The sequence below is a fragment of the Halomonas sp. AOP5-B2-8 genome (assembly GCF_052376475.1).
In the GTDB taxonomy this organism is placed as follows: domain Bacteria; phylum Pseudomonadota; class Gammaproteobacteria; order Pseudomonadales; family Halomonadaceae; genus Vreelandella; species Vreelandella casei.
The window spans coordinates 128047-152754 of the sequence record NZ_JBQSVS010000002.1 but is presented as its reverse complement, the minus strand read 5'-3'; the positions used below and the strand labels follow the sequence as shown (position 1 = coordinate 152754).

General features: G+C 53.1%; 24 protein-coding genes. 12 read left to right on the top strand and 12 right to left on the bottom strand.

Annotated elements, in window-relative coordinates:
• Positions 1 to 126 precede the first annotated feature (126 nt).
• Positions 127 to 615: a MarR family winged helix-turn-helix transcriptional regulator gene (locus ACT3RP_RS05355; RefSeq protein ID WP_096278433.1), complete on the top strand. Its 489-nt coding sequence runs from the start codon at positions 127 to 129 to the stop codon at positions 613 to 615.
• 330 nt (positions 616 to 945) lie between these two features.
• Here the strand turns inward: ACT3RP_RS05355 and ACT3RP_RS05350 are convergent, their stop codons facing one another.
• The 8 genes from ACT3RP_RS05350 to doeA form a co-directional block, all read right to left on the bottom strand.
• Positions 946 to 1413: an S-ribosylhomocysteine lyase gene (locus tag ACT3RP_RS05350; RefSeq protein WP_096278431.1), complete on the bottom strand. Its 468-nt coding sequence runs from the start codon at positions 1411 to 1413 to the stop codon at positions 946 to 948.
• A 48-nt stretch (positions 1414 to 1461) separates the two neighbouring features.
• A complete protein-coding gene (locus ACT3RP_RS05345; RefSeq protein WP_444625147.1) occupies positions 1462 to 1809 on the bottom strand; it encodes a putative quinol monooxygenase in 348 nt (115 codons plus the stop codon).
• A gap of 61 nt (positions 1810 to 1870) precedes the next feature.
• Positions 1871 to 2548 carry a haloacid dehalogenase type II gene (locus ACT3RP_RS05340; RefSeq protein ID WP_483393406.1) on the bottom strand — a complete coding sequence of 226 codons (678 nt, stop codon included), beginning with the start codon at positions 2546 to 2548 and terminating at the stop codon, positions 1871 to 1873.
• A 138-nt stretch (positions 2549 to 2686) separates the two neighbouring features.
• Positions 2687 to 4120, bottom strand: a complete 1434-nt coding sequence (locus ACT3RP_RS05335; RefSeq protein WP_444625145.1) for an aspartate aminotransferase family protein — start codon at positions 4118 to 4120, stop codon at positions 2687 to 2689.
• Positions 4121 to 4192: 72 nt separating this feature from the next.
• The gene (locus tag ACT3RP_RS05330) at positions 4193 to 5689 is read right to left on the bottom strand and encodes an NAD-dependent succinate-semialdehyde dehydrogenase (RefSeq protein ID WP_096278422.1); all 1497 of its coding nucleotides are present in this window, start codon (positions 5687 to 5689) and stop codon (positions 4193 to 4195) included.
• A gap of 218 nt (positions 5690 to 5907) precedes the next feature.
• Positions 5908 to 6384, bottom strand: a complete 477-nt coding sequence (locus ACT3RP_RS05325; RefSeq protein WP_096278420.1) for an Lrp/AsnC family transcriptional regulator — start codon at positions 6382 to 6384, stop codon at positions 5908 to 5910.
• 8 nt (positions 6385 to 6392) lie between these two features.
• Entirely contained in the window at positions 6393 to 7409 is a 1017-nt protein-coding gene (gene doeB, locus ACT3RP_RS05320; protein WP_444625144.1) for a N(2)-acetyl-L-2,4-diaminobutanoate deacetylase DoeB, read from the bottom strand.
• A gap of 57 nt (positions 7410 to 7466) precedes the next feature.
• Complete coding sequence (doeA, locus tag ACT3RP_RS05315) at positions 7467 to 8666, bottom strand: ectoine hydrolase DoeA (RefSeq protein ID WP_096278416.1); 1200 nt, start codon at positions 8664 to 8666, stop codon at positions 7467 to 7469.
• A 307-nt stretch (positions 8667 to 8973) separates the two neighbouring features.
• Between doeA and ACT3RP_RS05310 the strand changes: the two genes are divergently transcribed.
• The 3 genes from ACT3RP_RS05310 to ACT3RP_RS05300 all read left to right on the top strand — a co-directional run bounded on the left by ACT3RP_RS05310 (position 8974) and on the right by ACT3RP_RS05300 (position 11660).
• Positions 8974 to 9909 carry a 2-hydroxyacid dehydrogenase gene (locus tag ACT3RP_RS05310; protein WP_096278414.1) on the top strand — a complete coding sequence of 312 codons (936 nt, stop codon included), beginning with the start codon at positions 8974 to 8976 and terminating at the stop codon, positions 9907 to 9909.
• 92 nt (positions 9910 to 10001) lie between these two features.
• Positions 10002 to 10727 (top strand): hypothetical protein, encoded by a 726-nt coding sequence (locus ACT3RP_RS05305; RefSeq protein ID WP_483393405.1) that lies wholly within the window; start codon positions 10002 to 10004, stop codon positions 10725 to 10727.
• Positions 10728 to 11660, top strand: a complete 933-nt coding sequence (locus ACT3RP_RS05300; RefSeq protein WP_483393404.1) for a LysO family transporter — start codon at positions 10728 to 10730, stop codon at positions 11658 to 11660.
• On the opposite strand, the gene nanR is transcribed toward ACT3RP_RS05300, so the two are convergent.
• Complete coding sequence (nanR, locus tag ACT3RP_RS05295) at positions 11657 to 12367, bottom strand: transcriptional regulator NanR (RefSeq protein ID WP_096278410.1); 711 nt, start codon at positions 12365 to 12367, stop codon at positions 11657 to 11659. The genes ACT3RP_RS05300 and nanR overlap by 4 nt on opposite strands.
• A gap of 231 nt (positions 12368 to 12598) precedes the next feature.
• On the opposite strand from nanR, the gene ACT3RP_RS05290 reads away from it, so the two are divergent.
• The 7 genes from ACT3RP_RS05290 to ACT3RP_RS05260 all read left to right on the top strand — a co-directional run bounded on the left by ACT3RP_RS05290 (position 12599) and on the right by ACT3RP_RS05260 (position 20285).
• Positions 12599 to 13426, top strand: a complete 828-nt coding sequence (locus ACT3RP_RS05290) for a phosphogluconate dehydrogenase C-terminal domain-containing protein (RefSeq protein ID WP_217990275.1) — start codon at positions 12599 to 12601, stop codon at positions 13424 to 13426.
• 67 nt (positions 13427 to 13493) lie between these two features.
• Positions 13494 to 14480 carry a TRAP transporter substrate-binding protein gene (locus ACT3RP_RS05285; protein WP_441685723.1) on the top strand — a complete coding sequence of 329 codons (987 nt, stop codon included), beginning with the start codon at positions 13494 to 13496 and terminating at the stop codon, positions 14478 to 14480.
• 65 nt (positions 14481 to 14545) lie between these two features.
• Entirely contained in the window at positions 14546 to 15076 is a 531-nt protein-coding gene (locus ACT3RP_RS05280) for a TRAP transporter small permease (protein ID WP_441685724.1), read from the top strand.
• Positions 15073 to 16347 (top strand): TRAP transporter large permease, encoded by a 1275-nt coding sequence (locus tag ACT3RP_RS05275; RefSeq protein ID WP_483393403.1) that lies wholly within the window; start codon positions 15073 to 15075, stop codon positions 16345 to 16347. Before ACT3RP_RS05280 ends, ACT3RP_RS05275 begins: the two co-directional genes overlap by 4 nt.
• A gap of 18 nt (positions 16348 to 16365) precedes the next feature.
• On the top strand, positions 16366 to 17634 hold the full coding sequence (locus tag ACT3RP_RS05270; protein ID WP_483393402.1) for a ribulose-bisphosphate carboxylase large subunit family protein: 1269 nt from the start codon (positions 16366 to 16368) through the stop codon (positions 17632 to 17634).
• A complete protein-coding gene (locus tag ACT3RP_RS05265; RefSeq protein ID WP_483393401.1) occupies positions 17631 to 18968 on the top strand; it encodes a four-carbon acid sugar kinase family protein in 1338 nt (445 codons plus the stop codon). The genes ACT3RP_RS05270 and ACT3RP_RS05265 overlap by 4 nt, the downstream gene beginning before the upstream one ends.
• 87 nt (positions 18969 to 19055) lie before the next feature.
• Positions 19056 to 20285 (top strand): nucleoside recognition domain-containing protein, encoded by a 1230-nt coding sequence (locus ACT3RP_RS05260; protein WP_096278396.1) that lies wholly within the window; start codon positions 19056 to 19058, stop codon positions 20283 to 20285.
• 133 nt (positions 20286 to 20418) lie between these two features.
• On the opposite strand, the gene attM is transcribed toward ACT3RP_RS05260, so the two are convergent.
• Both attM and ACT3RP_RS05250 read right to left on the bottom strand, forming a co-directional pair.
• Positions 20419 to 21210 (bottom strand): AttM family quorum-quenching N-acyl homoserine lactonase, encoded by a 792-nt coding sequence (attM, locus tag ACT3RP_RS05255; protein WP_483393400.1) that lies wholly within the window; start codon positions 21208 to 21210, stop codon positions 20419 to 20421.
• Between the two features lie 66 nt (positions 21211 to 21276).
• Positions 21277 to 22440 carry an iron-containing alcohol dehydrogenase gene (locus tag ACT3RP_RS05250; protein WP_444625139.1) on the bottom strand — a complete coding sequence of 388 codons (1164 nt, stop codon included), beginning with the start codon at positions 22438 to 22440 and terminating at the stop codon, positions 21277 to 21279.
• Positions 22441 to 22748: 308 nt separating this feature from the next.
• On the opposite strand from ACT3RP_RS05250, the gene ACT3RP_RS05245 reads away from it, so the two are divergent.
• On the top strand, positions 22749 to 23534 hold the full coding sequence (locus tag ACT3RP_RS05245; protein ID WP_444625138.1) for an IclR family transcriptional regulator: 786 nt from the start codon (positions 22749 to 22751) through the stop codon (positions 23532 to 23534).
• A gap of 119 nt (positions 23535 to 23653) precedes the next feature.
• On the opposite strand, the gene ACT3RP_RS05240 is transcribed toward ACT3RP_RS05245, so the two are convergent.
• Positions 23654 to 24673, bottom strand: a complete 1020-nt coding sequence (locus ACT3RP_RS05240; RefSeq protein ID WP_441685737.1) for an asparaginase — start codon at positions 24671 to 24673, stop codon at positions 23654 to 23656.
• Between the last annotated feature and the right edge of the window lie 35 nt (positions 24674 to 24708).

Below are 24708 nucleotides of genomic sequence, written 5' to 3'. Positions count from 1 at the left end.
CCCGCTGAGTAGCCTTCAACTTGTAATATGCTGCGCGCTAAAACTCAATATAGATCCACATGGATTTATATTGCAAGAGTATGGTGGTATGAGGTGGTATTAATACTGTTGAAAGGGGTATCAAGGATGACTGACAAAGGGTTTTCAATGCTTGAGGAGGTCTTCTCCTCGGATCTGTGCTACCTGATGGCGATGAGTCACATAGTACTGGCTAATAACCAAGTGACGAGCCGCTTCATCGAAAAAAACTACGATATGCCAGTAAATGCGTGGTCAACGCTTTATGCAGTCACTTATTTCCCAGGCATTCTGGCAAAAGACGTACAGATTCTCTTCCCGCGACCACAGAACTCAATCAGCCGAGCTATCAAACTTCTTGAAAATCGTTGCCTGATCAAACGCGAAGTCGATAATAATGACACGCGGGCGAAGCAGCTCTTTCCTACCACCGAAGGCGTCGCCTTGCTTTCAGAGATCAAAAATAAGGTGGTTCGGCGCCAAGAAGAGGTATTTGGCGCGCTAACAGACTTAGAACGAAAAACGTTTCTGAGCCTCTGCCGAAAGATCATTAATAGTGGCGCGTTGAATGACTCCTCAGCGCTCGAAGTATTTTAGGATCGGCCCAGAATAGAGCTAAATCACAACTGCGTAAGCGCCGGCGATATTAAACAGCGTTTTACGGCTGACGTGTATGGCGCACTGGGTCAGCTCCGACACATCGTTTGGCCCTGGCGAAAGCAATAGCCACGCGCATTAACACAAGCTTTAAGCCAAGCGAAAAGCAGCTTATTAAAGCCTCTCTCGCGGGAAAATGCGTTCCCTCTACCAGCATGTCACCGTGGGTGGGCATTTTTGTATCCGTTAATGTACAGATAATAAAAACGCCTCCTGGCTTATATGCTCAGAAGGCGTTCAGCTTACTGCTTTTCTGGAGTTAGCTAGAGCTTAAGCAAACACTTCGGTCCATTCGCTGCGTTTGGCCAGCAGGTTACGCGCAAGCTCCTGGGCGCCTTCCAAGCTATGGCTAGCGGCCCAGCCGCACTGCATTTCGTTGCAGGCGGGTACGTCGGTCGCGACGAGAACATCGTTCAGCGTTTGTTCGATGATGGCCAGCACGCCGTCGTAATCATCGTGATTAATCATCGCGATATAAAAGCCGGTTTGGCAGCCCATCGGGCTGATATCGACCACTTTATCCGTGTGATTGCGTGATAGCTCGGCCATCAAGTGCTCAAGGGAGTGCAGCGCGGGCATCTCCATGTGCTCTTTATTAGGCTGGCAGATCCGCAAATCGTATTTATGGATACGGTCGCCGTTCTGGCCTTCTTTGATATCCGCTAGGCGCACGTATGGGGCTTTCACCTTGGTGTGATCCAGGTTAAAGCTCTCGACGTTCATTTTTTTCTCAGTCATTTTGGCTCCTTTGCAGCGTTGCTGTTAGGCCTAATCTACACGCTAAAATTAAACCTTCGGCGCGTCAAAATTCAAGGGTTCATCGGTATATACGCACACGTTGGCATCTTCAATATCGCCATCCGGCGATTCAACGTGCTTAGCAAAGAAATCCTGAATCTCTTTACGCTGACAGTGGGCTTCAAACTCTTCACGGCTGGCCCAAATTTCATGAAAAACGATCGGGTAGCCAGTGCCCTGAGCGAAGGGATTGTCGATCTGACGCGTCACTGTGTAGTGAATGCAGGCGTCTTCACGGTGCGTGTTCGGCTCTAATGATTGAAGCGCTTTAAATACCGCTTCTTCTTTGCCCGGCTTAGGCTTGAAGCCAGCAACGCAGTAAATTTTCTCTGACATGTTCGTATCCTAAGACAATAATTGGGCGTCATTATGCGACTTGTTGAAGCGGGTTACCAACCTAACCAATAAGTCGATCAGCCAGTGTTTCTAAATCAGTGACTGTCATATCCGGCTCTATTCCCCATGGGTCGAAAGGCGCATCGGAGCGGCGGCGGATCCAGGCACTGCGCAACCCCGCATGGGTTGCTCCAATCACGTCAAACGGATTACTGGAAATCAGCCACGTTTGCTCGAGCCTGGTTTCTAAACGGCTACGCAAATGCGCATACACGGCGGGGTCGGGCTTAAAGCGCTTCACCTCGTCGGCACTAATGACATCGTCCATGTGGTTCTCAACGCCTGCGCGGGTGAGCAGTTTAGATACGGCGTCTGCAGTGCCGTTCGAAAATGCCACACAGCGGATGCCCGCACCGCGAAGTTGATCCAACGCTGGCACTACATCGTCGAAAGCGGGCAACTCTCCATATACGGCCATTAGGTGATCGTGGTCATTATCAGAAAGACCGGTATGCAGCGCACGATCAACGAACACTAGCGCTTCGCGCGTACATTCGGAGAACGGCACATAGGCCCCCATCAGGCCATGGCGAAAGCTGTATTCAAGCTGTTTGTCGCGCCAACGGCGGGCAAACTCATCTACTTTAGCAGCATCCTTCAAGCGCCTTTCTAGCTCAACTGTGACTCCCTGGGTATCGATCAGCGTGCCGTATACATCAAAGGCTAATACCGGTTGCATCGTTGGCTACTCCTTCACTATCGAATGGCTTACCTTACGGCTGAATTCAACATTAAGAGTATTAAGCATAGCCGCCCCCTTCAAAAATAAAAACGCCGCAGCGCTGGGCTGCGGCGTTTAAGCGGCTAAAGCAGGTTATCAAACCGTAAACGCAGCTTCTTGTTTGCCGGTTTTAAGATCACCTGAGCGCGTAAGCTCATCGGTAACGCGGTCGATGGCGCGCTTGGCACGACCAATCATCTCGTCTACTTCGCCACGGTTAATGGTTAGCGGCGGCGCAAAGCCAAGAATATCCCCTTGCGGCATCGCCCGAGCTATCAGGTTCTCTTCCATGGCAGCAGCGGCAACGCGCGGGCCGACTTTGAGCGCTGGCTCGAAATGCAGGCGCTGGCTAGCATCAGGCGAGAACTCTAGCGCGGCCATTAGGCCAACACCGCGCACGTCACCCAGCAACGGGTGGCCTTCGAAGTTAGCTTTTAGCTGTTGCTGAAAATAAGCGCCAGTTTCAGCGGCGTTACCCACCAAGTTCTCACGCTCGATGATATCCAGATTGGCAAGCGCGGCAGCACAGCCTAACGCATGGCCAGAGTAGGTCCAGCCGTGGCCGATCGGGCCGTATTCACCGGTGCCCTGTTCAAGCACTTGCCACACTTTCTCACCGACAATCACGCCAGAAAGCGGCTGATAGGCGCTAGTCAAGCCCTTAGCGATAGTGACTAGATCCGGCTTCATGTTGTAGTGATGGCTGCCAAAGTCAGAGCCGGTACGGCCAAAGCCACACACCACTTCATCGGCAATCAACAGCACGTCGTACTTATTCAACACGGTTTGAATCGCATCCCAATAACCTTCCGGCGGCGGTACGATCCCACCCGTACCCAGTACCGGCTCGCCGATAAAGGCAGCGACGGTATTCGGGCCTTCTTCCAGAATCATTGCTTCTAGCTTGTCAGCACAGTAGGCCGAAAATTCTAGCTCCGTCATGCCGTGCTGTTCGGCGGCGCGCAGATAGTAATGCGGCGCTTCGGTGTGCCGAATCGTGTCAATCGGTAAATCGAAGTGATCATGAAACGCTTTCAGGCCAGTCAACGAACCCGATGCGATACCCGAACCATGGTAGCCACGCATGCGCGAGATGACTTTTTTCTTCTGTGGGCGACCCAACACGTTGTTGTAGTAACGCACAATTTTAAGCTGGGTTTCGTTGGCATCGCTTCCGGACATACCGTAGTAAACCTTGGACATGTTCATGCCCGCGATTTTAATAATGCGCTCGGAAAGCTCGATCTGAGGCTCGTTAGAGTGGCCCACGTAGGTGTGATAGTAAGAAAGCTCTAAAGCCTGCTTATAGATCGCTTCGGCAACTTCGGTGCGGCCATAGCCAATGTTCACGCAGTAGAGGCCCGCAAAGCCGTCGATAAACTCGCGGCCATCTTTATCGACAATATTGATGCCTTTACCGCCGGTAATCACACGGCCCGGCAAATCACCGTGAGCAAAGTCACGCAGGTGGGTAGACGCATGGAAGGTAACTTTACGGTCGCGTTCGATTAAATCCTGATGCAAGCTCATAGCGTTCTCTCTGTACAGTAAGCCTCCCCGCATGACGGGGAAGGTATTTTTAAATTGTTTTCAACTTGGCGACTAGCTGCCAGACGCTGAACCCAGCGCGCCTAGGCAGTAATATTTCGTTTCCAGATATTCATCGATACCCGTGGCGCCGCCTTCGCGCCCTAGGCCTGACTGTTTTACACCGCCAAAGGGCACCGGCGGGCCGGTCATTTTTACTGAATTAACGCTGACCATGCCGTACTCCAGCGCCCGCATCAGCTTCCATATACGGCGTATATCATGGGTGTAGACATAGGCGGCAAGCCCGTACTCAGTGTCGTTGGCCATTTCAATGACTTCATCGTCCGTGCTGTAGGCGGTAATGCCTGCCACGGGGGCAAAGTTTTCTTCTCGCCACACCTTCATCTTCGCCGTGACGCCGGTTAGCAGTACCGGCATAAAGAAGTTCTCACCTGGCGCTTTGCTTTGATCACCGCCAATCATGGTGGCGCCTTTAGAAACAGCGTCATCAACAATCGCAGCGGCTTTTTCCACCGCCTGACGGTGAATTAGTGGGCCAAGATCTATCTCGCCGTGCAGGCCATTGCCTACGGTGAGTGCCGCCATACGCTGGCTGAACTGCTCTACGAACTCATCATGGATCGACTCGTGTACCAGAATGCGGTTGGCCGCCAGGCAGTCTTGCCCTGCCGTTTGGAACTTGGCGTCAATCGCCGCGTAGGCAGCCTGCTTTGGATCCATATCTGGACCAACAATAAACGGTGCGTTGCCACCCAGCTCCAAAGAAAGCCGCTTAACGGTATGCGCACTCTGTTCGATCAACAGCCGCCCCACCCGAGTGGAACCGGTGAATGAGAGCGCGCGAATACGTGACTCGGCGCAGAGGATTTTCGAGACTTCCGCAGGGTCACCCAGTACAACGTTAAAAATGCCGGCCGGAATCCCCGCGCGCTCAGCCAGCTCCGCCAACGCCAGCGCCGAGAACGGCGTTTCATTGGCAGGCTTGACGATCACAGGGCAGCCAGCCGCCAGCGCCGCCGCGGCTTTACGCGTAATCATCGCCAGCGGAAAGTTCCAGGGCGTAATCATCGCCACGATGCCGACAGGCTCTTTAATAGTGCCCAACGACGCATTCGGAATATGGCTGGGGATGGTTTCACCGTAGGTGCGCTTGCCCTCTTCAGCAAACCAGCGCACAAAGCTTGCGCCGTACTCGACCTCACCGCGAGCATCGGGCAAAGGCTTGCCCTGCTCCAGCGTCATGATCGTAGCAAGGTCTTCACGGTTGGCTTGAATCAGGTCATACCAAGCTAGCAAACGCTCGCAGCGCTCGTCGGCACGTAGCGCCCGCCACTGCACGAAAGCAGCGTCAGCAGCATCAACAGCGGCCGTAATCTGCGCGGCTTCAAGCAGTGGGATATGGCCAATAGTGTCATTGGTAGCAGGGTCATAAACCGCTTCTTCTCGACCGCCTTCGCCGTGGGTCCATTTACCGTTCACATAGGCGTACTGCCGAAACAGTCGCGAATCTTCCAGACGCTTGGCGAGCGTGGTCGATAGTGTGGTCATGGAAACCTCTCCTCATGCAGCCTGGCTAACCGAGCACTGCAATAGCTGTGTGGCATTGTCAGCAAGCGCTCATCAGCCTTGCCATCGAATGCATAGAGGTTAACGGAGAGTAGCCGCGAAGTGTTTTTGAAAACCAAGGCTTATCACGCGACTTTTTTTGTCAACGGGCGCTTAACAGAGGTTTTTTTTGGTGGTTCGCAATAAAAGTAAGCGCTTTATTAAATGACACCGTCAGTATCGATCCCAATAGGCGCGTGTTTGACGGTTTTAGTCACAATATACGTAAAATAGCGTTCTATACCTGCTTCAGACACTAGCCACTTATCCATCAGACGCTGATAACTATCGATGGTTCGGGCTTCAAACTTCACTAGGTAATCCACACCGCCGCCAACCGCCACGCATTCCGTTACGTCTGGCGTCTCCATTACCAGCGCTTCAAAGCGAGCAAAGCTTTCAGCGTTATGCTGCTTCAGTTCGATTTGAACCCATACCGGGTTGCGAGGCCCCTGCACCTCGCTATTGATACGCGCGCTGTAGCCTTCAATAATGCCAGCCTTTTCAAGGCGCTTTACGCGTTCCCAGCAGGGGCTGATCGAGAGATTAATCGCCTCGGCCAGCTTCGACTTAGTGATTCGCCCGTCTTGGGAGAGAATGTCGAGAATTTTCAGGTCAAAACGATCAAGTTTCATCATGCCGGGCGTTACGCCTCCAGGCGTTCAACAACATCGGCAATCACCGCCAGGGTGTCCCCCATATTGATTAACGAAGGCGCACGACGCGCCATTAAGATACCGTCGCGCTCTGCTTTATAAGCAACCGGATCAGTGCCGCTGCGGGTCATATCGTATACGTACGCAATCGTTTGGCCGTTCTTAACGTCATCCCCTAATGCGACCAACAGCTCTAACACACCGGAGTGCTGACTCTGTACGTAGCAGCTAGCATCGGGCATATCCAGGTAGACCTGCCCTTCTGCCGGCATATCAACCGTGCCTTCTACCAGGCCATAGTGAATTAAGAAATTACGCACGCCGCGCTCGGCAATCGCCATGCTTTGGGGCGTAGACGTACCGCCGCCGCCAAGCTCAGTGGCCACAAACACTTTGCCTTGTCGCTCGCAGGCGGTGTCGAAAAGTTTTTCCGCATCCAGCTCAAACATCACCATTGCGTACGGAGCGCCGAAGGCTTTTGCGCCTTCCAAAGCGGACTGCTGCTGGGCCTTATTATCCAGCACGTGAGAGGCGCCAAACGGTAGAATATCCAGCGTGCGGCCGCCGGAGTGCAGATCAAGCACTACGTCCGCCATCGGCACCAGTACGCGCGTGAAGTAGTCGGCAATTTGCGGCGTAACGCTACCGTTAGGGTCGCCGGGAAAGCTGCGATTCAGGTTACCTTTGTCCATCGGGGAAGTGCGCTTACCCGCCATGACCGCGGGCGTGTTCATGCACGGAACGATAATCACGCGACCCGTTACGTCTTGCGCCTGCAACGATGAAGAGAGCTTCAGCAGCGAGGTAATGCCTTCGTACTCATCGCCGTGGTTGCCACCGGTCAGCAGCGCCGTCGGGCCATCACCATTTTTCACCACAGTGATGGGGATCATCACCGCGCCCCAAGCGGACTCATCGGTGGAAATCGGGAGCTTTAAAAAACCGTGCTGTACGCCATCGGCATCAAAATCAACGGTGGCGGCAATAGGGCTTGGTCGCATCGTCATGAAAAATTCCTTTAGGTGGCGGGGTACAATTTATTTAACCGCGACGCTCATTAATAATTACTTCACAAATAGCTGGCGCGGAAAATTGGCCAGCGTTTCACAACCATCGTCGGTAATTAAAATACTCTCGGTAATTTCTAGACCCCAGTCCTCTACCCAAAGCCCCGGCATAAAGTGAAATGTCATGCCGGGCTGCAGGATAGTGTCATCCGAGGGGCGCAGGCTCATGGTGCGCTCGCCCCAATCAGGCGGATACGAGATACCGATGGGATAACCACAGCGGGCGCCGCCGCGGTCAAAGCCGTATTTATCCATCGCAGCCCCCAGCGCCATGGCGATATCTGCGGTGCGGTTACCCGGTTTAGCGACGGCGAGACCTTTCTCAATGCCTTCTAACAGCGCCGATTCAGCGCGGATAAAATCGGTGGGCGGTGTACCCAAAAATACCGTGCGTGACATAGGCGCGTGGTAGCGTTTAAACACCCCGGCAATCTCGAAGAAGGTGCCTTCGCCTTTACGAAAGGGTGTGTCATCCCAGGTTAAATGAGGCGCCGCGGCGTCTTTGCCGGTGGGCAGCATAGGAACAATGGCGGGATAATCACCGCCAAATACTTTGCCGTTTTCATCCACAAAGCCTTCAATGCCGACGCGATAAATCTCTGACACCAGTTTGCTTTTCGGCAGGCCAGGCTCTATGACTTCTAAAATACGTGAGTGCATGCCTTCCACAATCTTGGCGGCAATGCGCATGTAAGCCACTTCCTGGGGCGATTTTATCGCTCGGCACCAGTTCACCAGCGCATTGGCATCCATAAAGCGCGCGTGAGGAAGCTCTTTGAGCAGACTTAAATAGGCCTTGGCGGAGAAGTAGTAGTTATCCATCTCCATACCCACTACACCCAGATGCCAGCCGCGATCAGGCATGATCGACTGCGCCAAATACTCCATGGGGTGCATATCCGGATTTTGTACATAGTAATCCGGGTAGTAAGTAATGTTGTCAGGATCGATCCAGCAGGTACGCAGGGCGCCGTTAGCATCCATGCGCCGCCCGAACCATACAGGCTCGCCCTCAAGGCCCACCAGCACACACTGATGCACATAAAACGACCAGCCGTCGTAGCCGGTCAGCCAAGCCATATTAGAAGGGTCACTGACGATTAATACGTCAATACCACGACTGGCCATTTCGGCGCGCACTTTCCACAGGCGACTAGCGTACTCTTCGCGCGCGAAAGGCAGGGAAACCTGAGTCATCGGGCAACTCGCCATTAAAGATCACCAAGAACCAGCGCTGGGCCTAAAAAGGCATGCAACGCTGAGCCACAGGATCGACCTGACTACCGCCGCAGCAGCCCCGCCAATGTCGTCTTGACCCGATACTAGCACCCACCCTTGGTTGGCGGTCAAAGGCTTTATGACAAAAAGTGCATATGATCACATTATTCGTACTCTTCGCACTCTTCGGACTATGCGCACTCTTCGGACTATGCGAGCTTGCAACGGTATTGATCGCTCACCATGATAGCCTGAGTCATCACATGCTTAGATAACGGGAGACGAGATGAAAATTGTCGTACACATTGATGAGGCTGCGCAGTGGCAAGCAGCGCTTTCTGAAGCGTTACCCCAGGCCACCGTACTGACCAGCGAGGCGCCAGCGGAAGAGCGCAAACACGCAGACTACCTCGCCATTTGGAAAGCGCCTGCTCATTTACTGCAGGAGCAGACCCAGCTCAAAGGCATCATTAATTTAGGCGCGGGAGTGGACCATCTGCTTAAAACGCCCGGGCTTCCCAGCAACGTACCGATTGTAAAGCTGCGCGATGCAGGCATGGGCGACCTGATCGCGGACTATGCGCTGTATGGCGTGCTGCATTTCTATCGCAGCATGGACCGCTACGCAGAGCAGCAGCAAAGCGCTACGTGGCAACCACAAGGGGTCGTGGAAAAATCTCAGTGGCCCGTGGGGGTGTTAGGTCTCGGCGCGATTGGTAGCTTCGTCGCCAGCGCGCTACAGCAGGCAGGTTTTCCGGTACTGGGCTGGAGCCGTTCGCCCAAAAAAATCAGCGGCGTGCACTGTTTTCACGACGATGACGGGCTAACTGAGCTGCTTGGCCAGGTGCAAAGCCTCATCACTATTTTGCCTGACACCGCCGCCACGAAAAACATTCTCAACGCCGAGCGGCTGGCCCTGCTACCCAAAGGGGCCAGCATTATTAACCCCGGCCGCGGCAGCTTGATTGATGAACAGGCACTGCTCGAAGCGCTGGGGCACGCTGGCCAGCCGGGCCACATCCGGGGGGCACTCCTGGACGTGTTCCACGAAGAACCGCTGCCCGCCACTAATCCGCTTTGGCAGCATCCTAACGTTATCATCACGCCTCATATGGCGGGTCCTACGCCGCTTAACGATGCTATCGATCAGGTGATTTCCTATTTACATGCCTTTGAAGCGGGCGATCACCTTACAACGGTTAATCCTGATGCGGGCTACTGACGCAAGCCCCCAGCCCCGATATACTGGCGCTCGATGAACCAAGTACTAGCGAAAGGCTCTTAAGACGGTACGTTTTTTTGGAGGAAGGGCCTTTGGTCAATGTCTTAGCACGATCCGCTGCCCAACGGTTGGCAGGAGCGACACTCAGCCTGATGGGGCTTTTTTCAAGCGCTGTGGCGCTAGCGCAAAACGAGCCAACATTTAAGGATCCGCAGCCCTTTGAAGCCCAGTACCGGCTTGAAGTTCGCGGCTGGCCTGGCGCCACTATTACGCATCGGCTGTCTAACGAAGGTAGTCATTGGTTAAGCGATATGCGCTTTTCGATTGCCGTCGTGCGCGGCCAGGAACTCAGTCGCTTTTCACTCCGCGACGACACCACTCACTCACTGCTTTATAGCAGCAGCTATTCCCTGCTGGGCATGGGCGATAGCTATCAGCTAAACGAGAGTGATATACCCACCTTGGACCGTCAAACGGCGCTGTTTGACCTGTCAAGACGTGCGGGTCACGAAAACTGCACCAAAAGCACGCCCTGCGAGATTGAGTTTGTGGATAACAAAGGGCGCGATGAGCATTTTCAGTACTATGTTGAGAAGCAACTCATTACCGAACCTACTAGCATGGGATTACCTGACGGTGAGTTTGAGGCACTGGAGGTCTCTCTGATTGATATTGAGAAGCCTGATCGCCTTCTAAAACTTAGCTTTCACCCTGACTGGCCCGGCCTGATTCTCTCAGCCGTATACCAAAAAGAGGGTAGCCGCGAAACACAGCTGACATTAACTAACTTCAATCCAAATGGGGGCACGGCACCCTAAATGCTTTCGGGTTTACTGATTGTTTTACTCCCGCTGATACTGGGCTACCTGGTTCCGGTTCGTTCTACCCGCGTACAGAGCCAAATAAACCGGGCCGTTAGCGGCTCGGTTTATTTGATTCTGCTGTTTATGGGTATTAGCTTGGCGGGTCTTGAAAATCTCATCAGCCAGCTTTCTCGCTTAGGCGGCAATGCGCTGCTGCTGTTTAGCATTACCACGCTATTTAACCTATCGGCGCTTTGGTGGCTATCGCAGCGCTTGCCTCTGCATACCGCTAATTCACTGGTGGTAAAAAATGCCCCCACCAGCAAGCTAGCGGCGATGCAGGGCTCGCTATGGCTGGTCGCGGTGGTGGCCGGTGGCGTTACCGCTGGCCTATTGGCAGGCCCCTACGTTGGCGAAACGCTGTTCAACACCGCTGATTTACTCGCCGAGTGGGTGCTCTATGTGCTGCTGATATTGATTGGCTGTCAGCTGCGCAATTCCGGCATGCCGCTAAAACAGATACTGCTTAACAAGATGGGGCTGGCGATTGCCGTTACGCTAGCGCTCAGCTCATTGCTAGCCGGCTTAGTCGCCGCCCCGCTGCTGTCGCTGAGTTGGAATGAAGGCCTTGCCATGGCATCAGGCTTTGGCTGGTATTCACTTTCCGCCATTCTTATCGGTGACCAGCTAGGCCCGCTAATGGGCGGCGTGGCGTTTTTCAACGACCTCACTCGCGAGCTTCTCGCCTTTATCTTGATTCCGCTGGTGATTCATCGCCACACCGCACTTGCTATCGGCTACGGCGGTGCAACCTCGATGGACTTCACGCTGCCCGTGATCCAGCAGCACGGCGGCGTAGCCTGCGTGCCCATTGCCGTGGTCAGCGGGTTTATCCTCTCGCTGCTCTCCCCACCGCTTATTCTGTTCTTTCTTTCGCTCTCGGGTTAGCTATTCAAGCAATAGAGCAGCCGCGCGCGTTCTAAGTGTTTGCGCATTTCCTCTACGGCAGCCGCCTTATCCCCCTGCTCGATACAGTCAATAATTTTGGCGTGCTCAAGCAAAGTAATGTCCTCGTTGCCTTCCCAGTGCAGCAAACTAGCATGAAAGCGCGCTAGCCAACCCAGCATGGATTGGCTAGTTGCTATAAAAATCGGATTACGAGTAATTCCGGCAATGGCGGTATGAAACGCCATATCGATCTCGATAAAGGCTTGAGCATCTCCATTTAAATGCCCGCATTGTTGCTCTAACAACTCTCTCAAATGAGCAATGTCTGCCACAGAGGCCTGTCCTATCGCCTTCTCCACCATACCCAGCTCAAAGAATGTGCGCGCCTCTTTCAGTTGTTCAAGCGACTGAGACGAGCTAGCGAGCATATGACGAGCGGTTAAATCAATCTGCGACATCAGTCCCATCGCCGTCGGCTGCAGTACTTTAGGGCGCTGGCCGTGATTAATTTCGACAAGCCCAATACGTTCAAGCGTTTGCATCGCCTCACGAATTGCCGGTCTTCCCACACCGTAGCGATCCATCAGCTCGCGCTCAGAAGGTAGCGTATCTCCAGGCTTGTATTGGCCCGACTCTACCATTTCATAAAGCCGATCAAACACCTCATCTGACAGCTTGCGACGAGTAATTTTAGGGGCTGGTTGCACGGCAATTTCTCCTCACAAGCCACACAGCGACTTGGTTATCCAATGAACGTCAACAGTCTAGCGCTGTTGTGCTGAAAATTGGCAAAATTTACTTAAATACGACCAAAGCAGCATTTGACAGACTGATATAGATATTATGTCATCATACCAGTTGCTGAGAAAAAAACTTACCCTTTTAAACCTCAGCGAACTTATCGCTAGCGCCATACAAAACCTTCACTGGAGTCTTCTATGACCAACATTGCCCTTATCGGCGCAGGCGGAAAAATGGGTTACCGCCTGTCGAGCAACTTAAAACAGTCAGGTTACACCGTCAGCCATGTGGAATTGAGTGACGCTGGTCGCCAGCGCCTATCAGAAGGCCTGGGTATCAGTTGCGTAGATGCCCAACAGGCTGTGCCTGATGCTCAGGTGGTGATACTAGCGGTTCCAGATACGCTGGTGGGGCGCGTTGCTGAAGAACTATCGCCACTAATGGCCAGCGGCACTATGGTCATTACACTCGATGCCGCCGCCCCTTTTGCTGGCCACCTGCCCAACCGTGACGATCTGGTCTACTTCGTCACGCACCCTTGCCACCCACCGATCTTCAATGATGAAACAGATCTAGATGCCAAGCGCGATTACTTTGGCGGGGCCAAGGCTAAGCAACACATTGTCAATGCGCTGATGCAAGGACCTGAAGAACTCTATCCACTGGGCGAAGCGATTGCTAAGACCATCTATGCACCGGTTGTTCGCTCTCACCGTGTCACAGTCGAACAGATGGCACTTCTTGAACCTGGTCTTTCGGAAACGGTATGCGCCACGCTACTGGTGGTCATGCGGGAAGCAATGGACGAAGTCGTCGCCCGCGGCGTTGACCAGCAGTGCGCACGCGACTTCTTGCTAGGCCACATGAATATTCTGGCTGCCGTTATTTTCGATGAGCAGCCAGGCGTTTTCTCCGATGCCTGCAACAAGGCGATTGAGAATGGTAAACCGCAATTGATGCGTGATGACTGGAAGCGCGTATTTGAGCCTGAAGAAATTGCCGAAAGCATTCGCCGTATCACCTGACCCTGTTTGCTTAACAACGCTTTAGCAACATCACACCAACACTAATTACAACAATTTGGAGTATAAGATGATGACCTTCCGACTCAACCAAGTCTCTGCCGCCATCGCCGCCACCATTGCTCTGGCTGCTAGTACTTCGTCTTTTGCGGTACAAGAGATGAACCTTGCGTTCACACCCCCGCTTAACTCCCATTATGGCGAAGCCGGTCAAGCGTTTGCTGACGAGGTAGACCGGCTTAGCGACGGAGAGTTTAAAATCAACCTGCGCCCTGCCAGCGCCTTAGGCGGTGAACGAGACGTCCTGGAAGGGCTGCAAATCGGCTCTGTTGAGCTGACACTGACCTCAACCGGTCCTATCGGCAATTTCGTACCCTCTGTTTACGCCCTCGATTTTCCTTTCCTGTTTCGCGATTACGACCACGCCCACAAAGTACTCGATGGCGAGATTGGCCAGTCGTTGTTGGACGAGTTTGAAGACGAAGGCTTGATTGGCCTGGCATGGGCCGAAAACGGCTTTCGGCACTTGACCAATAGCAGGCGCCCGGTTGAAACACCTGGAGATATGGAAGGCATGAAGATCCGCACCATGGAAAATCAGGTGCATCTTGAAACCTTCAAGGCGCTAGGCGCTGCACCAACACCTATCTCCTGGACAGAAGTCATTACAGCCCTTCAGCAGGGCACCATCGACGGCCAGGAAAATCCGATTCCCATTCTAACGGTAAACAGCATGTGGGAGATCCAGGACTACCTAACGCTCACAGGCCATGTTTACTCCCCCACAGCATTAGTGATGTCGAAAATATATTGGGATGATCTCAATGAAGAGCAGCAGGGCTGGTTTCGCCAAGCCGCACAAGTAGCTGCCCAAACCTCACGCGATGCCGTCCAGCGCATTGAGGAGGAAGGTGTGGAGTTGCTGCGTAGTAATGGCATGGAAGTCGTCACCGAGATTGATTACGCGCAGTTCCGGGAGGCTGTTGAGCCTGCCTACGAGCGCTATGCCGAGCAGTATGGTAGTGAGCTTCTAGAGCGTATTCGCGCAACCGAATGAGTAGCCCTCTGCTGCGTGCCTCCTCACGGGGAGGCACCTCTTCTCCAACGATGAGGTTATCGCTTATGTTGTCGTTTCTGAACACCTTGACCCTGGGCCTCATTAAGCTAGCCCATAATCTTGCCGCGCTCCTTCTCGCCCTGGCAGTCGCATTAGTCGCGTACCAGGTGTTTACTCGCTTTATTCTCGGCGATCCGGCCGCCTGGTCAGAAATCCTGGCACGCGGTTTCATCATCTGGAGCGTTTTTCTGGTCAGCGCAGCTGCATTTTGGTATGGCGCCATGATCTCTATTGATCTTTTTCTGGACCGCCTGCCGCCGCGCTTACGTATCTTTGGCCAGCGTCTGGTATGTACTGCCGTCCTAACGCTGCTGACGATTCTGGTCTGGCAAGGCTATCTGATTACGCTGCGTGTTTCTGGTCAGCAAATCGCCATGCTTGCAATCCCCATGTCATGGTTTTATGCCGCGATCCCCACTGGCTGTGCCGTCGCCATCGTCGCTGTGGTGACACGCCAGCTTTGCGCCGAATATCAGCATCATCTAGGCCAACACCAAGCAAAGCCTATCTGTTCTGATGCAGGAGAAACCCCATGAATCTGGCGATCGGCTCAGCGTTGATCGCGCTGTTTGCGCTGTCGATACCTATTGCGGTTGCCATCGCCTTAACCGCAGTGATTGGTCTTTACTTCTTCAGCAGCGTTCCCCTCCTGGTCGTTCCCCAACGTATGTTTGTGGGATTAGATAGCTTTCCGCTTATGGCAGTTCCATTTTTTATCTTGGCCGGCCATATCATGAGCAATGGCGGCATCGCCGCCAGGATGGTGGAATTTGCCCGCTCGCTGGTTGGTGGTATTCAAGGTGGTCTCGCCTGTACCTGTGTAGTGACCTGCATGATGTTTGCAGCTATCTCAGGCTCCAGCGTGGCAACCACTTTTGCGATTGGAGCCATCTTGATTCCTGCCATGGTAGCTAGGGGCTATCCAGCGCCGATGGCCGCCTCTATCCAAGCCTCTTCTGCTGAGCTGGGCATTATCATTCCTCCATCAGTGCCATTGATTCTCTACGGTGTCAGCACAGAAACCTCTATTACTCAGCTATTTCTTGCTGGTTTTGGGCCAGGCCTATTGATCGGCCTTGCTCTGATAATGATGGTCATCATTTGGTGCCGCATCAAAGGCTACGGCACCCACGATGGCGATTTACGCTCGCCCGCCTGGCCCGCCTTCAAGAGAGCCTTTCTTGCTCTATTGATGCCGGTGATTATTATCGGCGGCATCTACGGTGGCATATTTACCCCCACAGAGGCCTCGGCGGTTGCAGTGTTGTACGGTCTGTTTCTAGGAATGGTGGTATACCGAACTATAAAGCCTGGCGACCTACCGCGTATTTTTCGCGAGAGTGCTCTTTCTGCAGGGTCGATCATGCTGATTATCGCCGCGGCTTCCATTCTCAGTTTTGTGATTGGACGTTCAGGATTGGCCAGTGATATTGGTGCCTGGGCACAGAGCACCTTTGATAACCGCTACACCTTCCTATTGGCTATCAACATGCTGCTGTTACTGGTTGGCATGTTTATCGAGACCTCTGCGGCCATTTTGATTCTTGCTCCCATATTGGCTCCGATCGCGATTGGTTTCGGCATCGACCCAGTGCACTTTGGGATAGTAGTCGTGGTGAATTTGGCCTTGGGAATGTTCACTCCGCCATTGGGGGTCAATTTATTTGCCGCTGCCCAGGTAGCTAAATTGCCCGTTGAGCAACTGTTCCGATTTTTGCTTCCCCCAGTATTTACCATGATCACCTGCCTGATGCTGATTACCTATGTACCGATGATTTCGCTCTTTATACGCGACCTTCTGTTTTGATCTGCCGGAGCCTTATTGATGAGCACACGCATTTACGCCCACTACATGATTGAAACTCCTTATCACGTCGAGCATGCCGCAAACGTGATGGCAGGAGAGCAGTCCTCAGGCACTTTCACCCGCCTTGCCAACGAAACAGATGCCTTACGTGAAGCTCATGGTGCAATCGTCGAGAGTATCGAGATGTTGGACGCGCTCGATGCCCCCTCGCTACCCATGCGTGCTGACCTAGCGCCTCAAGGTCATACCCTTTTCCAACGCGCTCGAGTAAAGCTCTCATGGCCACTGGAAAATATGGGGCCTTCACTGCCGAACCTAGTATCGACCGTGGCCGGTAACCTGTTTGAGCTGAAAGAGTTTTCTGCGCTGAAATTACTCGATATCGAGTTGCCCGATTCCTTCGCAAGCGTTTACCCCGGCCCTCAGTTCGGGATAACGGGTACCCGGCAACTCTCCGGCATTTCCAGCGGCCCTATGATCGGCACGATAATCAAACCCAGTGTGGGCCTCTCCGTCGCTGAAACTGCCAATATGGTGGAGCAACTCGTGGTGGGTGGCATCGATTTCATCAAGGACGATGAGTTACAGGCCAACGGACCCCATAACCCGCTGCGGGCACGTGTCGATGCCGTCATGCCAATCATCAACGCCCATGCGGAGCGTACCGGTAAACAGGTCATGTACGCCTTCAATATCAGTGGCGATATCGACGAAATGCGCGCCCAGCACGACTATGTGGTGGCTGCCGGTGGCACCTGTGTCATGGTGGCAGTGAACAGCGTCGGTTTAGCAGGTGTGACATACCTCCGCCGTCATTGCGAAGTAGCCCTGCATGGCCATCGTGCAGGCTGGGGCATGTTCAGCCGATCTCCACATGTAGGAATGGCGTTTACGGCCTACCATAAATTATGGCGCTTAGCGGGGGTCGATCATATCCATGTGAATGGCCTGCGCAACAAGTTTAGCGAAGAGGACGATAGCGTCATTACTAGTGCTCGTGCCTGCCAAACCCCCATGTTCGAGACTCCAGACGCCGGCTATCAGATCATGCCGGTGTTCTCTTCAGGACAAAGCGCTGCCCAAGTCACTGATACTTATCAAGCGCTCGGAAATAGCGACCTTATTTACTGTTGCGGAGGCGGCATCATGGCTCATCCCGGTGGCATTGCAGGCGGAGTAGCCAGTCTGCGCCAAGCATGGCAAGCGGCCATGACAGACATTCCCATGGCGACCTATGCCCGCGAACACCGCGAACTTGCCCAAGCCATAGAGGCTTTTGGCCAATGAGCACCTCTCTACTTCTCTCCTACTATGGCGATGATCTCACAGGCTCCACCGATGTGATGGAAGCACTGAGCCTGCACGGAGTAAAAACGGTGCTTTTTCTGGCACCTCCCACGGCGCAGCAGCTGGCCCCTTTCGCCAGCTATACTGCCGTAGGCTTGGCGGGCACTAGCCGCAGTGAATCTCCCGAGTGGATGGAGTCTCACCTCCATAGTGCGCTCACCTGGTTGAAATCACTCGGTGCAACGATTTGTCACTATAAGGTGTGCTCAACGTTCGATAGCGCCCCGACGATTGGCAGCATCGGGAAAGCGCTGGAAATAGGAAAATCGCTATTCAAGCAGCGCTCGGTGCCTCTGGCGATTGGCGCACCGCAGCTCAAACGCTACACCGTATTCGGACAACATTTCGCTGCCTTCGATAGCGAAGTACATCGAATTGATCGTCATCCTGTGATGTGCAGGCACCCTGTAACACCTATGAAAGAGGCAGACTTGAGGCATCACCTGGCGCAACAGACCCTGCTCTCCATCGGTCTAGCAGATGTTCTTTGTCTCGACTCAACCGATACCGACACTCGCGTCGATCAGCTCATGCAAGAAAATGACGTAGTATTGTTCGATACGCTGACCCACGACCAACAGGCTGAGGTTGGTACACAGCTATGGCGAACGTGTTCCCCTAAAGGAAGCTTCGTGGTCGGCTCCTCTGCCGTGGAGTACTCTCTAGTAAGCACTTGGCGTAGGCAGATGTTGATCCCCGAAAACCCGCCGCGCTTCTCTTCACCTGGGGCAGTTGAGCAGTTAGCAGTAGTATCCGGCAGTTGCTCAGAAGTGACGGCACGGCAAATTCGCAGCGCAGAAGCCAATGGCTTTCGCGTAATTGCCCTCGATGTCGTCCAGCTGATCAACGAACGTACCCATGCAGAGGCCATGTACCTGGCTCAGGAAGCCGCTAATGAGGCGCTCAGCCAAGGCAAAAGCGTCATTGTATATACCGCAATGGGCCCCAACAGTGATGCAGAGGCCGTGCATCAGGGAGGAGAAAGAGCGCGCCACCTTATTGGCCGTTCGCTGGGCCAGCTATTGCGCCAGATGGTGTACGCGCACGGGCTTGAGCGCGTAGTGATCGCAGGCGGTGACACATCAAGTCATGCTCTCAACCAGCTTGCGGTACATGCTTTGACCACCCGGCTGCCTCTACCAGAAACGCCGGGGTCTCCGCTCTGCACTGCTCATAGCGACCTTCCAGCGTTCGATGGTTTGGAGGTTGCCTTGAAAGGCGGTCAGATAGGCAGCGAAAACTATTTCATGTCAATTCGTGATGGAGTCGCCTAGATCTTTGATTACAAGAGTGTTGCCGCGCCCTGAATTCGGTAGGATTAACGTCATCTTCCTTACCGTAATCCAGGATGCCCGCTCGCCATGCTCAACGGAATTTGGTTAAGCTTCTTTATCGCTGCGTTTGTAGCGTCAATGTGGCAGTGGTTGGTGGGTGGCGACGGCGAAGTGTTCGCCCGCTTAGTCCAGTCGCTTTTCGACATGGCCCGGGTAAGTGTCGACATCATTCTGGTATTGCTCGGCACGATGACCCTATGGTTGGGATTTCTTTCGATTGCCGAAAAGGCAGGGCTGATTCGTCTGCTGGGGCGAGTGCTGGACCCGCTGTTCTGTCGCTTAATGCCTGAAGTTCCTCGCGGGCATCCCGCCATGGGGCTGATCAGCATGAACTTTGCAGCTAACATTCTAGGCTTGGATAACGCCGCTACGCCTATCGGCATCAAGGCCATGCACTCGCTGCAAAGCCTGAACCCCAGCTCTGAAACCGCCAGCAACGCGCAAATTCTATTTTTGGTGCTTAATACTTCATCGCTAACGCTGCTACCGGTCACCATTTTCATGTACCGCGCCCAGCAAGGCGCCGCTGATCCCACGCTGGTATTTCTTCCTATCCTGCTAGCGACGACGGCTTCTAGTCTGGCGGGGCTTTTAGCGGTGGCCATTGTTCAGCGCATAAAGCTTTGGCAGCCGGTGGTGCTGGGCTATATCGTCGTGGCAGCGCTCTGTTTAGGCTTATTACTCACGACACTTGCGGGGATGTCGGCTCAGGCGCTGGCGGCAGCTTCCACGTTAGTGGGCAACCTTACGCTCTTTAGTATTGTAATCATGTTCCTAGTGGTAGGGGCGCTACGCGGAGTGAAGGTTTACGACGCTTTTATTGAAGGAGCTAAAGAGGGCTTAAGCTTCACTGTTACGCTGCTGCCCTACCTGATTGCCATGCTGGTAGCCGTGGGCGTACTTCGCGCCAGCGGCGTATTGGATGCTGGGCTAAGCGGCATACGCTGGATCGTCGAAGGGTTTGGCTGGGACACCCGCTTTGTCGACGCCCTGCCCACCGCCTTTGTGAAGCCGCTTTCAGGGGGCGGCGCACGCGCCATGATGATTGAAACCATGGACACCTTTGGCGTAGACAGCTTTGCAGGACTCTTAGCGGCTACCCTGCAAGGCAGTACCGAAACCACTTTCTACGTGTTGGCAGTTTACTTCGGCGCGATAGGCATTACCCGTATCCGCCACGGCTTAGGCTGTGCATTAGTGGCCGATGCGGCAGGTATTATCACGGCGATAGCGGTGTGCTACTGGTTCTTTGGGTAGGTTCTCCTGCCCAGTAGCCGCGAACATCTCAAGAAGAAAATCCACCACGATGAACACAGCTTTCATGATAAAAACCGATCACCTGAAGTGCACATGCCAGCCCGAAAGCACGGGCTGGCATAATCCGTTGGTATTAATCATAATATTCTGGGGCATGCTTAAAAGTAGCCCAGGCATCCGGATCGTGACCGGTAACAACGGTTGCATTGGTTTTATCAGCGAGTGCACGTAGTTTTTGAACAGAACGGACGGTATCCACAGTCGATGCCAAAAATCCCGGCAATGCTTTTTCTTCCCAGTGATCAGTAGTGTACGCCGCATCAATTGTCAAAATCATGGGGCCGCTATTAGGCAGATTTACCTTAAACGACATATGTCCCGGCGCGTGACCAGGCGAGAAGACGGTGATCAGTGTGCCATCTCCATATATATCGTAATGATCATCTTCAGTTCCATTGAGGAACTGCCATTTCAAATCTGGCTTGTCGAAATCCTTGCGAATATACCCACCTGCTGCGAACCAATCAGGGGTAAAGGCATATTCATACTCTTCACGTTGCACGATATGCGTCGCATTCGGGAAGCGGCCAACCGCTCCTGTATGGTCCAGGTGCAAATGTGATTGCACCACATAGTGAATATCTTCCGGTTGGATCCCCATTTTTTTAAGCTGGGCGACGCAACCCTCAGACTCTTCCATCACAGGCCAATACACGTCGGTAATTCCACCCCAATGCCCAACCGGATCAGTGGCCACTTCAACGGCATTCCCACCATCAATAATGGTATGCCCCTCAGGATGGGTGATCAGAAAAAATGGAACCGGAATTTCATAATCGGCACCAGCACCTTCATTCATTTTGATATTGTGTACTTTGCATTTCAGCGAGCCGGTTTGAAACATGTAAAGTCGAATGTCAGTCATGGTTTTCACCTTTCTTGTTGTGTTGCTGGTTGAGACCAGATTTTTTAACAGTCAATTTATGAAGCCCTAATAGGCTTCGCGATAAAGTGCTAATGCGTCCTCTTCGGTCACTTCCACCGGGTTGTTCACCAAAAGACGGAGCTGTTTCATGGCATCTTTTGCCAGCATAGCCAAACTGTCTTCAGTGACATTGACATCGCGCAAACGGCGTGGAGCGCCGCTTTCATCCATCAGAGCCAGCATATGACTTACGAAGTCTTCTGAACGTGTACTAATATCGCCACCCTCGCCCGGCACGCTCATGACATCAGCCAGTTCGGCATAAAGTGGTGCCGCCACTTTAGCGTTATAACGCAAGACCGGCCCTAGCATCAGGGCGTTTGTCAAGCCATGTGGCAGGTGGTAATGTCCGCCCAGCGGATAAGCTAAAGCATGAACCGCTGCCACCGGGGAGTTGGCAAAGGCCTGCCCCGCCAGCATGGCGCCCAGCAGCATGTTTTCACGTGCTTTGCGGTTAGTACCATCTTTACATGCCGCAATCAGGTTACTGCCCAGCAGACGCAGAGCTTCGCGAGCAAGGGCATCTGACAATGGGTTTTTCTTGATTTTGGATGTATAAGCTTCGATGGCATGCACCATCGCGTCAATCCCGGTTGCTGCGGTATGTATTTGCGGCAGGCCAACCGTTAGTTCGGCATCGAGAAGGACAAAATCTGCGAAAAGTTGCCGCGAAACAACACCCATTTTAGTGGTTTCGCCAGTAGTGATGATGGAAATATTGGTAACTTCGGAGCCTGTGCCCGCGGTTGTAGGGATTAGGGCCAGCGGTAAACGTTTACCGATGACATTGCCGATTCCATACATGTCAGACAGCGGTTGTTCACTACCGACCATAACCGCCACAAGCTTGGCAATATCAAGCGATGATCCCCCACCAAGGCCAATCACAATATCAATATTTTGTGCGCGAGCCTTCTCAGCGCATTCAAGCACGACGGCCTCGGGCGGGTCGGCAACGACTTCGTCAAAAATCGAAACATCAAAGCCCAGTGTTTTTAATGTCTTTTCAACTGGCGCAATAAGCCCCGCATCAATCAGCCCACGATCCGTGACAAGCAATGCTTTGCGTTCACTAAAGCGCTCGCCGAGTAATTCACCTAGGCGAGCAGCACCGCCCCATTCGACATAAATGTCGGCAACAGTGGTGAAACCAAAAGGTGTTGTGGTCATCGTTTCCTCCATCTTGTGTTTATGTATCGGATGAACGTTTTAGGAATTGTCGAATAGCGATGCCCGTTCTAAAAGCGCTTAACACAGGCACCAACGTCTTGCCGCCATGACAGCTGTTAGCATCGTAAGAGATTAGCTTTGAAGCGAGTTCTCATTTATCTAAGATGAAGTATGCCGTTTTAAAAAGGTGTGGATGACGTTAATTTATCTTTGTTCTTTCTACAAAGTTCATCATAATGAACTTGAATCAGCAAAGTGAACTCAACAATGCATCTAAGTATCGCGTAAAGTCAATAAGGAGAAATGAGGTGAAAGGTGGTGAAGCACCCAAAGCAGGAACGACAAAGGTGCCCGCTCTGCGCCGCGCGGTTGCGATTATGGATTTTGTTTCAGCATCACCAAGGAAGCCCAAGGCTTCTGAAATAGGGCATGCTTTATCATTACCGAAAAGCACTCTTCATGGGCTTCTGTTGACGATGGTCGAAGTTGGGCTTTTAACCAAAGGCTTCGATGGAACCTTCAGTACCGGGCCACACCCTATGCGCTGGGCCAATGGTTTTTTGGCCCAAAATGATCTGGTAGACATTTTTAAAAGCTATTTTGTCGATGCCCACAGCCTTGGCCAATACACAATGACGATGACGGTGCTTGATGGAAGCGACGTTGTCTATATTGCCTGTTCCAACGCCCACTTACCGTTAGGCACAACATTTCGGATAGGCATGCGACTGCCCGCGGCCTTTACAGCGACCGGTAAAGTCTTACTGGCCGCACTTGACACATCAGCCCTGCACGAACTTTTTTCTAATCAATTTCCTGGGCCACTGACTTCGCGTAGTGTGCGCAATTTGACGAAATTACGCAGTGAACTTGATGAAACCCGTCAACGTGGTTTTTCAATTGATGACGGGCAGGTTCGCGAAGGTATGATTTGCTTGGGCACATCGCTGCATAACCATACTGGCGATACAGTTGCCGGCATGGCCATATCGCTGACCCGTAGCGAAGCAACCACCGAAGCAATTAAAGATTTAGGGCATAATTTAGTTATTGCAGGCAACGATATTTCGCGTCGTCTAGGAGCTGGATGTTAACTCCGTTGCATCACCGTATCCGCCACGGCTTAGGCTGTGCATTAGTGGCCGATGCGGCAGGTATTATCACGGCTATAGCGGTGTGCTACTGGTTCTTTGGGTAATTAATAAAGGCGGATCTAGCGTATCGTGCGAGACTCACCCCGCAAGTCGCTCTTCAGCGCTTTCTGCAAGGCGCATCCCGCTAACCCACGCCCCAATAGTACGATTAGCTTCGCTACGGCGGCTTCCAAGGTGATATCTCTTCCAGCGATTACCCCTGATTTATTTAGCTCAGAACCAGTAGCGTAAGCTCCCTGCACTACCCCACCTTGATCGCACTGTGTCACGTTAATTAATGCTACACCTCGTTCGTTGGCATCCGTTAGGGCGCTCAGCAGCTCACCTTCAAAACTGGGCGGGTTACCAACACCGTAGCTGTAGAGCACCAGTCCCCTTAAGGAGGCATCGGCCAGTAGCGCCTTGGCACGGCGCAACGACATGCCCGGATGCAGCGATAGGACAGCCACCGCATCAGGGTCAAGGTCGATAGGTACAAAACTTGGCATGCCGCTGGGAAGGGCGGCATCAACATTCAGCGTTATGCCAATGCCTAATGCTCCTAGCCAAGGAAAATTTGGTGAATCAAACGCATCTAGGCCCAGGCTGCGTACTTTGCGGGCACGGTTGCCACGCAGTAGTCTGTCGTGAAAAGACAGACTAACCTCACGGGGCGTGTCTGGATGCACCGCCAATTGCAGCGCGCTGATGAGATTATTCAGCGCATCACTGCGGGGCTCGCCCAACGGAATTTGAGAGCCGGTGAAAACCACCGGCTTGTTCAGCGCATCGAGCATAAACGAAAGTGCTGCGGCGCTATACGCCATGGTATCGGTACCGTGCAACACTACAAAAGCGTCGTAAGCCTCCCAGTGGCATTCCAACTGTGCCACCAGCCGATTCCAGGCCTCGGGCATTAGCTCTGCGCTATCAATCAAAGGCTGCATTTCAATTACATCAAATGCTGGCAGTCGGTAAGGGTCACTCAGGGCCAAATGCGCCGCTAGGCGTTCCGCCAGCCCCGCGCAGGGTACGTAGCCTTGAGGTGATGGCTGCATACCAATAGTCCCTCCGGTATAGAGTATTAGCACACGGGGCATGGGCACTCCTGATTGAGTTAATACGTGCTGAGCGA

Excerpts from the sequence above, each read along its gene's own strand:
- ACT3RP_RS05275 (WP_483393403.1), top strand. The coding sequence starts at position 15,073 with ATGAATCTGGCGATCGGCTCAGCGTTGATCGCGCTGTTTGCGCTGTCG.
- ACT3RP_RS05350 (WP_096278431.1), bottom strand. The coding sequence starts at position 1,413 with ATGACTGAGAAAAAAATGAACGTCGAGAGCTTTAACCTGGATCACACC.
- doeB (WP_444625144.1), bottom strand. The coding sequence starts at position 7,409 with ATGACGATGCGACCAAGCCCTATTGCCGCCACCGTTGATTTTGATGCC.
- ACT3RP_RS05325 (WP_096278420.1), bottom strand. The coding sequence starts at position 6,384 with ATGATGAAACTTGATCGTTTTGACCTGAAAATTCTCGACATTCTCTCC.
- ACT3RP_RS05355 (WP_096278433.1), top strand. The coding sequence starts at position 127 with ATGACTGACAAAGGGTTTTCAATGCTTGAGGAGGTCTTCTCCTCGGAT.
- ACT3RP_RS05250 (WP_444625139.1), bottom strand. The coding sequence starts at position 22,440 with ATGACCACAACACCTTTTGGTTTCACCACTGTTGCCGACATTTATGTC.
- ACT3RP_RS05335 (WP_444625145.1), bottom strand. The coding sequence starts at position 4,120 with ATGAGCTTGCATCAGGATTTAATCGAACGCGACCGTAAAGTTACCTTC.
- doeA (WP_096278416.1), bottom strand. The coding sequence starts at position 8,666 with ATGACTCAGGTTTCCCTGCCTTTCGCGCGCGAAGAGTACGCTAGTCGC.
- attM (WP_483393400.1), bottom strand. The coding sequence starts at position 21,210 with ATGACTGACATTCGACTTTACATGTTTCAAACCGGCTCGCTGAAATGC.
- ACT3RP_RS05260 (WP_096278396.1), top strand. The coding sequence starts at position 19,056 with ATGCTCAACGGAATTTGGTTAAGCTTCTTTATCGCTGCGTTTGTAGCG.
- ACT3RP_RS05270 (WP_483393402.1), top strand. The coding sequence starts at position 16,366 with ATGAGCACACGCATTTACGCCCACTACATGATTGAAACTCCTTATCAC.
- ACT3RP_RS05265 (WP_483393401.1), top strand. The coding sequence starts at position 17,631 with ATGAGCACCTCTCTACTTCTCTCCTACTATGGCGATGATCTCACAGGC.
- ACT3RP_RS05285 (WP_441685723.1), top strand. The coding sequence starts at position 13,494 with ATGATGACCTTCCGACTCAACCAAGTCTCTGCCGCCATCGCCGCCACC.
- ACT3RP_RS05290 (WP_217990275.1), top strand. The coding sequence starts at position 12,599 with ATGACCAACATTGCCCTTATCGGCGCAGGCGGAAAAATGGGTTACCGC.
- ACT3RP_RS05330 (WP_096278422.1), bottom strand. The coding sequence starts at position 5,689 with ATGACCACACTATCGACCACGCTCGCCAAGCGTCTGGAAGATTCGCGA.
- ACT3RP_RS05240 (WP_441685737.1), bottom strand. The coding sequence starts at position 24,673 with ATGCCCCGTGTGCTAATACTCTATACCGGAGGGACTATTGGTATGCAG.
- ACT3RP_RS05340 (WP_483393406.1), bottom strand. The coding sequence starts at position 2,548 with ATGCAACCGGTATTAGCCTTTGATGTATACGGCACGCTGATCGATACC.
- ACT3RP_RS05300 (WP_483393404.1), top strand. The coding sequence starts at position 10,728 with ATGCTTTCGGGTTTACTGATTGTTTTACTCCCGCTGATACTGGGCTAC.
- ACT3RP_RS05310 (WP_096278414.1), top strand. The coding sequence starts at position 8,974 with ATGAAAATTGTCGTACACATTGATGAGGCTGCGCAGTGGCAAGCAGCG.
- ACT3RP_RS05345 (WP_444625147.1), bottom strand. The coding sequence starts at position 1,809 with ATGTCAGAGAAAATTTACTGCGTTGCTGGCTTCAAGCCTAAGCCGGGC.
- ACT3RP_RS05280 (WP_441685724.1), top strand. The coding sequence starts at position 14,546 with ATGTTGTCGTTTCTGAACACCTTGACCCTGGGCCTCATTAAGCTAGCC.